The organism is Hoeflea sp. (genome assembly GCF_984452065.1).
This window is the reverse complement of record NZ_CFHWAF010000160.1, coordinates 1-9,553: the sequence shown is the minus strand read 5'-3', so window position 1 is coordinate 9,553 and position 9,553 is coordinate 1. Positions and strand designations below refer to the sequence as shown.

At 58.6% G+C, this 9,553-nt stretch carries 10 protein-coding genes; 3 read left to right on the top strand and 7 right to left on the bottom strand.

Features of this window, described 5'->3' with window-relative positions:
* Both hisI and folE read right to left on the bottom strand, forming a co-directional pair.
* Nucleotides 1–334, bottom strand: a 334-nt coding sequence (gene hisI / locus AC5E6N_RS21255) for a phosphoribosyl-AMP cyclohydrolase (protein ID WP_491749688.1), incomplete at its 3' end; no start/stop codon positions are given.
* 6 nt (nt 335–340) lie between these two features.
* Nucleotides 341–982, bottom strand: a complete 642-nt coding sequence (gene folE, locus AC5E6N_RS21250) for a GTP cyclohydrolase I FolE (protein ID WP_491688511.1) — start codon at nt 980–982, stop codon at nt 341–343.
* 244 nt (nt 983–1,226) lie between these two features.
* On the opposite strand from folE, the gene AC5E6N_RS21245 reads away from it, so the two are divergent.
* Genes AC5E6N_RS21245 through thrS form a run of 3 tightly spaced genes read left to right on the top strand, consistent with a single transcriptional unit; the run spans nt 1,227 to nt 4,092 of the window.
* Complete coding sequence (locus AC5E6N_RS21245) at nt 1,227–1,676, top strand: iron-sulfur cluster assembly scaffold protein (protein WP_491749687.1); 450 nt, start codon at nt 1,227–1,229, stop codon at nt 1,674–1,676.
* A 19-nt stretch (nt 1,677–1,695) separates the two neighbouring features.
* Nucleotides 1,696–2,076 carry a membrane protein insertion efficiency factor YidD gene (gene yidD, locus AC5E6N_RS21240; protein WP_491749686.1) on the top strand — a complete coding sequence of 127 codons (381 nt, stop codon included), beginning with the start codon at nt 1,696–1,698 and terminating at the stop codon, nt 2,074–2,076.
* Between the two features lie 48 nt (nt 2,077–2,124).
* A complete protein-coding gene (gene thrS, locus AC5E6N_RS21235; RefSeq protein ID WP_491749685.1) occupies nt 2,125–4,092 on the top strand; it encodes a threonine--tRNA ligase in 1,968 nt (655 codons plus the stop codon).
* Between the two features lie 73 nt (nt 4,093–4,165).
* Here thrS and AC5E6N_RS21230 read toward each other — a convergent pair whose 3' ends face one another.
* The 5 genes from AC5E6N_RS21230 to AC5E6N_RS21210 form a co-directional block, all read right to left on the bottom strand.
* Nucleotides 4,166–5,242 (bottom strand): hypothetical protein, encoded by a 1,077-nt coding sequence (locus AC5E6N_RS21230; protein WP_491749684.1) that lies wholly within the window; start codon nt 5,240–5,242, stop codon nt 4,166–4,168.
* A 294-nt stretch (nt 5,243–5,536) separates the two neighbouring features.
* The gene (locus AC5E6N_RS21225; protein WP_491749683.1) at nt 5,537–6,673 is read right to left on the bottom strand and encodes a hypothetical protein; all 1,137 of its coding nucleotides are present in this window, start codon (nt 6,671–6,673) and stop codon (nt 5,537–5,539) included.
* Between the two features lie 20 nt (nt 6,674–6,693).
* Nucleotides 6,694–7,785, bottom strand: a complete 1,092-nt coding sequence (locus tag AC5E6N_RS21220; RefSeq protein ID WP_491749682.1) for a formylglycine-generating enzyme family protein — start codon at nt 7,783–7,785, stop codon at nt 6,694–6,696.
* Nucleotides 7,786–8,229: 444 nt separating this feature from the next.
* Nucleotides 8,230–8,943 carry a TIGR02117 family protein gene (locus AC5E6N_RS21215; RefSeq protein WP_491749681.1) on the bottom strand — a complete coding sequence of 238 codons (714 nt, stop codon included), beginning with the start codon at nt 8,941–8,943 and terminating at the stop codon, nt 8,230–8,232.
* A gap of 31 nt (nt 8,944–8,974) precedes the next feature.
* Nucleotides 8,975–9,553 (bottom strand): RgsD C-terminal domain-containing protein (locus tag AC5E6N_RS21210; RefSeq protein WP_491749680.1); only part of this gene is annotated, 579 nt, incomplete at its 5' end.

The window sequence follows — 9,553 nt, the reverse complement described above, 5'->3', positions numbered from 1 at the left end:
CGGAGACGCTGACTTTCAGCCAAATCGCATCCTGATCGCAATCGGCGCGTATTTCATGCACCTTTTGCACATTGCCGGAGCTTTCTCCCTTCTTCCAAAGGGACTGCCTCGAGCGGCTGTAATAATGGGCAATGCCGGTCGAAACCGTCAGGGAAAGAGCTCGCGCATCCATATGGGCAAGCATCAGCACAGTCCCGTCATCGACGTCGGTGACAACGGCCGTGACGAGACCGTCGGCATCGAACCTAGGCGTGAAATCAGTGCCCTCTTCAAGCGCAGTTTTGTCTGCGGGGGCGGGGGGAAACAATGGCGCCGAAGCGCGCGTATCTGTCATTGAGGATCAGTCCCTGCCGCGCAGCATTGCCATGAAACGCGCCTGCTCCTGCGGCTCCGTCTTGAAGACACCGGTGAATGTCGACGTCAGCGTCGTCGAGCCGATTTTCTGAACGCCCCGCATGGCCATGCACATATGTTCCGCTTCGATCATGACGGCGACGCCGCGCGGCCTGACCGTCGTATCGATGGCTTCGGCGACCTGGGCGGTCAGCGCTTCCTGGGTCTGCAGACGGCGACCGAAAGCGTCGACCACACGGGCGATTTTCGACAGCCCGAGAACACGGCCGTCCGGCAGGTAGCCGACATGCGCTTTGCCGATAATCGGCACCATGTGATGTTCGCAGTGGGAAAAGAACGGGATATCCTTGACGAGAACGAGTTCGTCATAGCCGGCAACCTCTTCGAAGGTCCGGCCGAGGGTCTCCTCCAGAGAATGACCATATCCGGAGAAAAGCTCATGATAGGCCCGAACAACACGCTTCGGCGTGTCGCGCAGGCCTTCCCTCGTCGGATCTTCACCGATCCAGCGCAGCAGAACCTCCACGGCGGCCTTTGCCTCTTCTTCGCTCGGTCTCGCAACGTTCCGGCTTTCCGTATCGGCATCGTCACCCATGCCATCGAGAATGTTCTTTACTACGGCGTCCATTGCTACCATCTTCTCCGTGGCCTTGGTCGCGGCCAAGCAAATTAGGGGCTGTCTGTCGCGGCCTGTTACCGGTCGCCTGCGAATGCGGTTTTCACATTGTCGGCGGCTCATGTCTTGCAACGACGCCACCGAGTTCCAAAATAGGGTATAGATGTGTTAAAAGCCAATAAATAGGCGAAGTTATCACGTCAACTATTTAGACGTTTCGGTAAACGAGTCCATATCGCGATCGGGATCGCCAAGAATGATCGATGATGTCTACAATACCAGGATTTTGGAGTTTGCCGGCAATATGCCGCGAATCGGCTCTTTGGAAGACGCCGACGCGTCCGCGCGGGCGCATTCGAAGCTCTGTGGCTCGACCGTCAAGGTGTGGCTGAAGCTCGACGGCGATACCGTCAGTGATTTTGCCCATGAAGTGAAAGCCTGTGCACTCGGGCAAGCCTCGTCTTCCATCATGGCCCGCAATATCATTGGCGCTTCGACCGCCGAGTTGCGCGCCGTACGCGAGCAGATGATCGCCATGCTGAAGGAAAACGGCGCGCCGCCGACGGGCCGCTTCGCCGACCTGCAGTTTCTTGAACCGGTCCGCGACTACAAGGCAAGACACGCATCGACACTGCTGACGTTCGACGCGCTCGTCGATGCGATCGACCAGATTGAAGAAAACCGCGGGGCCGGGGCGGCGGCCTGACGCCCGCCGGGCTCTGGCCATGTGCGCGCAACGACCGACCTCAAACTCGCCGCGGGGCCGCAACTATGACGGCCCATACCGCAAGACGCCCGGACGACTGTTGGGCATGGGGCTGATCCGTCTCTATCAGCTGACCTTGTCGGGCTTTGTCGGAAACAGTTGCCGACATCTGCCGACATGTTCCGAATTCGCCTATGAGGCGGTGGCACGCCACGGCCTTTGGGCAGGCGGTTGGATGGCTTCTTACCGCGTCATACGCTGCGGTCCGGGCGGCAGCCACGGTTTTGACCCTGTTCCCGAGACCTTGCCGGTGAACTGCCGCTGGTTTCTGCCCTGGCGCTTTTGTTTGCAAACGCGGCTGACTCAAGCTAAAAGGCGCCCGCCCGGAAGGACCGGGTGATTGCAAACCACCCGCATTCGTTGGCGGGACTGGACAGGAGAATAGACAATGGCTGATTTGGCCGAACGATCCGATTCCGTTTCCCTTAAATTCCCCGATGGCTCACAGCGCGAGTATGGGCGCGGCTCCACCGGCCGCGACGTTGCGGAAAGCATCTCCAAGTCGCTGGCCAAGAAGGCCGTCGCGCTTGAACTCGATGGAGAACTGCGTGACCTTAGCGACCCGGTCGCGGACGGCGCGCTTCAGATCATAACGCGGGACGACCCGCGCGCTCTGGAACTCATTCGTCACGATGCCGCGCATGTCATGGCGGAGGCCGTTCAGGAACTCTATCCCGGCACGCAAGTGACGATCGGTCCGGTGATCGAAAACGGCTTCTATTACGATTTCGCGCGCAACGAGCCTTTCACCCCGGAAGACCTTCCCCGGATCGAAAAGAAGATGCGGGAAATCATCGCCCGGAACAGACCTTTCACCAAAGAAGTCTGGAGCCGGGAGAAGGCCAAGGAGACCTTTTCGACGATGGGCGAGGCCTACAAGGTGGAGCTTGTCGATGCGATTCCGGAGGGTGAAGACGTCAAGATCTACCGGCAGGGCGACTGGTTCGATCTGTGCCGCGGCCCGCATATGGCTTCGACCGGGCAGATAGGCAATGCCTTCAAGCTGATGAAGGTGGCCGGTGCCTATTGGCGCGGCGACGCCAACAACCCTATGCTGACCCGTATCTATGGCACGGCCTGGGTCGGCCAGAAACAGCTCGATGCCTATCTGCATATGCTGGAGGAGGCCGAGAAACGGGACCATCGGCGTTTGGGCCGGGAAATGGATCTGTTCCATTTTCAGGAAGAAGGACCCGGGGTCGTCTTCTGGCACGCCAAGGGCTGGAAGATGTTCCAGAACCTGGTGAACTATATGCGCCGACGTATAACAAAGCACGGCTATGACGAGATCAACACGCCGCAGGTTCTCGACAAGGCAATGTGGGAGACCTCCGGGCATTGGGACTGGTATCGCGAGAACATGTTCCTCACCCAAACCGAGGACGAGCGTGTCTTCGCGCTGAAGCCGATGAATTGTCCGGGCCATGTTCAGATATTCAAACACGGCCTTAAGAGTTATCGGGAACTGCCTATAAAGCTTGCGGAATTTGGAGCCGTTCACCGCTACGAGCCCTCCGGCGCACTGCATGGGCTGATGCGCGTGCGCGCCTTTACCCAGGATGACGCCCATGTCTTCTGCACCGAGGAACAGCTTCGCGCGGAATGCCTGCGGATCAACGATCTGATCCTGACGACATATTCTGATTTCGGATTTGACGAGATTACCGTCAAACTGGCGACCCGGCCGGAAAAAAGGGTCGGCACGGACGAGATGTGGGATCATGCCGAAGAGGTTCTCAGCGCCATCCTCGAGCAGATCGAGCAGGAATCCGGCGGGCGCATCAAGACCGGTGTCAATGAGGGTGAGGGGACGTTTTATGGCCCCAAATTCGAATATGTCCTGAGGGATGCGATCGGACGCGAGTGGCAATGCGGGACGACGCAGGTCGACTTCAACCTGCCGGAACGGTTCGGGGCCTTCTATATCGACAAGGACTCGGAGAAGAAGCAGCCGGTCATGGTTCACCGCGCCATTTGCGGCTCGATGGAGCGGTTCCTCGGTATCCTGATCGAGAACTATGCCGGAAACCTGCCGCTTTGGTTCGCGCCTGTTCAGGCGGTGGTCGCAACAATCACGTCGGAAGCCGACGATTATGCATGTGAAGTGGCAGGTGCTTTAAAGGCTGCGGGATTGAGCGTTGAAACCGATCTGCGCAACGAGAAGATCAACTACAAGGTCCGTGAGCATTCGGTGACCAAGGTTCCGGTCATCCTTGTGTGTGGCATGCGCGAAGCCGAGGAGCGCAGCGTTAACATGCGCAGGCTCGGGAGCCGCGATCAGACATCCATGCCGCTTGACGAGGCGGTTGCGATGCTGACCGATGAGGCCGTGCCGCCTGACCAGCGGCGGGACTGAACTCCGCTGACATATCCGAGCAACAGGGCGGACCGGAGTCCGCCCTGTTGGCCGTACAGGCGCGTGAGCATGCCTACTTCTTCACGAGTCTGCGTCCGAACTCGTCATTGAAATAAGAGACAATCTGACTGTAGACGCCATTCGCGATGATCCTGTCGAGTCCGACGTTGAATTCGTCCAGATACCGGTTGGAATCCGCGTTGGTCGCGTAGGCAAGGAGATGGAGCCGTCCCGGGACAGAGAAATCGGACATCTCAACATTGTCCGTGATTCCCATGTCATGGGCGACGGCCAGTCCAACGAAGCGGTTGAGAGCAACATAGTCGGCGCGACCTTCCAGCAGGCGTTGAAAGCAGTCCTGGGGGGAGTCGCCGACCACCAGACGTTCAATGGAGAAACCGGCCTCGACCATGTCGAATGTCGAATAGCCTTTCGGCCTGCATATGCGCCGCGTCTTGACGGTCTCCAGCGAGGTGTCGCCGAGATCGGCACGGCCTGCTTCCTGGAAGAACACCTGTGTTGTGTTGACGATCGGTTTGGATTTGCTGTACTCGCAGCGGATCTGCATGGGCTCCGGGAGACGGTCGCAGGTCTGCCAGAAATCCATGTCCGGCATCGCCCATGGAAAGGTCATCTGGTAGCGGTCTTTTTTGACCAGACTCGTGACCTGCGCATTCCAGTCGTCGATAATGTCGATCTCGACATTCGCGTTGATGTCGGATGCCTGGAAAGCGGCCCGGATGATTTCCGTTGCCATACCGTCATTCGGCCAGTCCGTATCGGTGAAAGGCGGCCAGTTGTCGCCCGTGACCACATAAATTGTTACGGTCTTGCCGTCGGCGGGTGCGGGTTCGCTTTCAGCTGTCACCGCCGCGGTTTCCGGGAGGCTCCCGACGGAGCCGGGGCAAGGCGGAATGCGCAACTGCATGCCGATCAGCAGCAGATCCGGGTTATTGCCGATGACATCCGCGTTGCCCGGATATTCATAGATACGCGGCCACATCTGGGGGTCGCCGAGAGACGTCCGGGCGATTCTCGACAGTGTGTCGCCGGAGACGACGTAATAGTCCTGGACGGTCTGCGTGCAGGTGGCAGGTGCCGCTGATGCGGGTGTGCCGGAAATGCTGACGAAGTGGACCGCTGCGAACAATGCCGCTGTCAGAGTGGATAATTGAGGAAGACGGATTTTCACTGAATGCTCCTAATCATGAGGTTGTCGGATGGGTGGAATTCGGTTTTCATGTTTTTCAACCTTGTCGGGCGGCTGTGCCGGGTTGGCGTTGAAGGATCGTGGATATGCATCTGTCAATCACGCCGTCCGCATGACGGCATGTCAGGTATTTCAATGCTCAGTCAGGCTTCACTGCATGAGTGGTGATGATGCCGGTCGTCTTCCGCTCGCAGGCGGCAGTCGACGAACAGAGTTCGATCGGTGGACCCTGTTCTACTGTTGCGCGAGGCGCCGGCCGAACTCGTCGTTAAAGTAAGAGATGATCTGGCCGTACACTCCGTTGTCAATGATGGTCTGGAGACCTTTGTTGAACTCGTCGAGATACTGGATCGTGTCCATCGGGTTATTGCGATAGGCAAGAATGTGGATCGGACTGGCAATCGTTATGTCCGCCATCTCGACATTGCTGCTGATGCCCATTTCCGCCGCGACGGCAAGTCCGGTGAAACGGTTGAGAAGCACGTAATCGACCCGGCCTTCCAGAAGCCTGAGGAAGCAATCGGCGGGTGACACTTCGATATGGAGATTGTCGACGGACAGACCGTTTTCAACGAGTTCGAATGTGGAATAGCCCTTCGGGCGGCAAAGCCGTTTCGCCTTGATCACTTCCAGCGTATCCTCGGCAAGGTCGGCGCGGCCTATTTCCTTGAAGAAGGCCAGGGTCACATTGGCGATCGGGTTGGAGTGATCATATTCGCAGCGGATCTGCATGGGCTCCGGGAGACGGTCGCAGCTCTGCCAGAAATCCATTTTCGGGTAGTACCAGGGAAAAGTCAGCTGGTAGCGGTTCGTTTTGGTCAGCGTCTCAAGCTGGGCGCTCCAGTCGTTGACGTAATGAATTTCGATATTGTCACTCATGCCGACTGCTTCAAAGGCCGCCTCGACGATGACGACGGCCATGCCGCCCTGCGGCCAGTCCGTCGAAACATAGGGCGGCCAGTCGTCACCGGTGACGACATACAGCTTGATCGGAAGACTGGTTGTGGTGCTGCCGCTGTTTTTTGGAACTCTGGCGGTCTTGGCCGGCGCTGCCTCTTGCGGGATGCTTTGAATGGCCCCCGGGCACGGGGGAATCTGCAGCCTGACGCCGATCGTCAGAAGGTTGGGATTGCGGCCGATCGCTCCGGTGTTGCCGGGATACTCGAAAATCCGTGGCCATTGGCGCGGATCGCCGAAGGCGGCTTCTGCGATCTTTGACAGCGTATCGCCGGAACTGACGGCATATTCCTGAACTGTGTTGCTACAGGCTGCCGGTGCGGCCGATGCGGGCTTGGAAAGGCCCAATACGGCCGGCACGGAAATGGCGAGCGCTGCTACGGGGCCGAGCAGGCGGCTGTAATGACTCTTCACGGAGGACTCCTAAATATCGGTTATTGAGCCAGGCGGAAACCTATGTGTTCATAGGGGACATTTCGCGCACGGCTGGTTCGATGCGCCAGGCTCGCGGACCTCGCATCGACGCGACCGGAGACCGGTCCGCGCACGATGCCAAGATTGCGGTAACACACGCCGTCCGAGGTCTCGATAATCCAGCATCCGGCGACCCGTTCCGCCGCGTTGTCCGACATGCCGTGCAGGCCATTGACCGGGTCGCTTTCCTCGACGGGAAACAGGGTGCCGGCTGCCCGCACCATTTGTGCGTCGAAAGTCTGGCCCCATGCGTAGTCGGTGTGTGTCGCAAGGCCGCCGCGCGCGGCGACGATCCACTCCGCTTCCGCCGGAATCCGGTAGGGTGCTTCATCGGGCGGGCGCTTTGCGTTGATCCACTCGACGAAGGTCATCATCTGCTCGGTGGTCACAGAGGTGATGGGAAGGAAGAGCTTGTCGCCGTCGAAATAGCCCGCCTGAAAGCCGTCCATCGTACACGGGCCTTCTTCCGCGCATGCCTTCCATTGCTTCCTGGTCACCTCAGTGGTCGCAATCCGGAAGTCATCAAGGGTAATGAGCTGTGTTCGTGAGGCAGTTTCGTCGGTGCCATGACTCGGGATGGAAAATGTTCCGCCGGAAATCGAAACCATGACCGGTGTAAGCGCATTGTCGGGGATCGCTCCCACGGCACTCTCTTCCGGTATGGGAACGACGTTGCTGACCGATGCGACCTCGAACCCGGTTTCAGCGGGAGCCGTCGTGACCGGCGGCTGCTGTTCCGGTTGCTCTCGTGCCGTTGTGACCGGCGGTTGTGATGCCGCCTGCGGATCCGGTGCCACGTCCGCGACCTGCGCCACTTGCACGGTGTTCGACGGCAGGTAACGGGACAGGAAAAGCGCGCCGCCGAACGACGTCACGAACGCGACGACGAACAGCGCCAGAAGACCTGTCTGCCGGTTTATCTTGATATTCTTGGATCTGGCGGGCGGCTTTTTAAGCAGGAAATCGGGAATACCGATATCTTCGTCGTCTTCCTGATCCCATTTGAGCCTGGGAGCGTTCGGCTGATTGAGCCGTCGTTCGTTTCGAACCACCGCGGCCGCAAACCCGCCCGGGCGTGCTCTGTTGGATGCTTTCCTGTTGATGTTACGGGTGAAATTTATTTCTTGACCAGATACTCTGTTCATTAACTTTCGTACCCCGGAAAGTTAAGGTTAAAAACTGGCTAAAAAAGCGATCGGGCGGATCTACGCCTTGCATGAATGCCTTCCCCCAAGGATTGCGCCAACGAAAACAGGATGCTGGCGCGCTTATGAAATCAGTGGGATAAGGCCTTCAAACCAAAACATCGTTCTGCAAAAACCTCCCGACCGTTGCCGGCGTAGAATCAGTGGAGAACGAATCTCGGCCCAAACTATGGCGAACGCATCGCGGTGCTGCCACATTCGTGACATTCCGCCATCAAGAATTGTGTCACCGTGAATCAAAATTCTAGATTGCGCTGCCTCAATTTGGCCTAATTTCGGCGACGGCCTTTGTCACAGGCGGTTCATATTCCATTCGATGGACTGGGCAAACGGTGTCCAGTAGCCGACGGGAACGCCGGCCTGGCGCAGAGCCCGCCCTGTCCACACGTTGCATCCGTAGAGTGGATTGAACCGTCCGTTCGCCCGATAGAAGACATCGCCGAACCCTTGGGTTACTCCGGCGAGCAACTCGGCATCGCCGTTTCCGTCGGTCTTGAACGAGGCTCCGATAAATCGAACCAGCCGCTCATACTGATCGTCGTCGAGATCGATGCGGTAAACGCCGGCACCGTAGGGCACACCGTAAGCGGGCAGAACGTGGATCACCGAACGGTCAAAGGCGAGCGAGCGAACAATGATCCCGGCGCTGAGATCCGACAAAGCCAGAAGGCTCGTATAGGCGGTTTGAGCCCCCCAGCCGATAATCAGATACCGGGCGGTTTCCAGGCCATGGGGCAGATCGCTGTTCTGCACGGGTATTCCCGCCGGCGGGCGACCATCGACAACCGGTAAGGCAATATCGCTGTGAAAGCCGTTCGAGAGAACATAGACCGTCTTGAGGTCCGAAGCGGGCGGCGGCGTGTCCCCCGGCGCTGTCCATACGGTTCCAGCGACGGCGGCCGCGAGGTACAAAACCGCAGTTCCCAGGATCGCCGCAACGCTCAACGTCACAGTCTTGATCAGCCGTCCGAGAACGGACCGGGTTTTTACTCCGTGATCCGGCATGCAGGCCCTGCGGGTTTATATCGCGGCTTTGTCACTGAAGAAGGACTTCGACATCATAGTTGAAGCCGGCCGTGACCTTGAAATCGCGCCTGTAAAGCTGCTGCTTGTGGCGCGCGATGGCGGTGTAGTCGCCCTCGGCCAGGACCAGCGAAGGGAAAGCTCCGACGCTCTCGCTGATCAGATCGCCGGCCGAATTGGTTATCGACCAGGCGGTGTCCGCAATTGCCTCGCCGCCTTCCTCCGCGACAAGCTTCAGTGTGATCTGGGCGGCGCGATGCTGGATTGTCGCCTCGGTCATCTTGCCGGCGGCAACCGCGATGTCGGAGCGGATGACGGCGTTCACATCGCCATATTCGGAGACGACATGGTAGATGCCGTCATTGAGGCGGATGATCTCATTGGGTTTGATGTCGGCAATAATCAGTTGCCGTTGGCCGTTCGCGTCCCGCTCTTCCGAGTAGATCGAGAAGCTGAGTTTGACCGGTGCGATGCGCACGTTATTTCCGGAAACGGCATTGAGGATCAGTCCGCCGGCATTGAGAATGAAATCCTGAGCGTTGACCGGACCGCTGTCCGGAATGACAAGTTTTCTGTTGACGCCGGCAAGGCC

Coding starts and splice junctions, on each gene's coding strand:
- folE (WP_491688511.1), bottom strand. CDS start 982: ATGGACGCCGTAGTAAAGAACATTCTCGATGGCATGGGTGACGATGCC.
- AC5E6N_RS21245 (WP_491749687.1), top strand. CDS start 1,227: ATGATCGATGATGTCTACAATACCAGGATTTTGGAGTTTGCCGGCAAT.
- yidD (WP_491749686.1), top strand. CDS start 1,696: ATGTGCGCGCAACGACCGACCTCAAACTCGCCGCGGGGCCGCAACTAT.
- thrS (WP_491749685.1), top strand. CDS start 2,125: ATGGCTGATTTGGCCGAACGATCCGATTCCGTTTCCCTTAAATTCCCC.
- AC5E6N_RS21215 (WP_491749681.1), bottom strand. CDS start 8,943: ATGCCGGATCACGGAGTAAAAACCCGGTCCGTTCTCGGACGGCTGATC.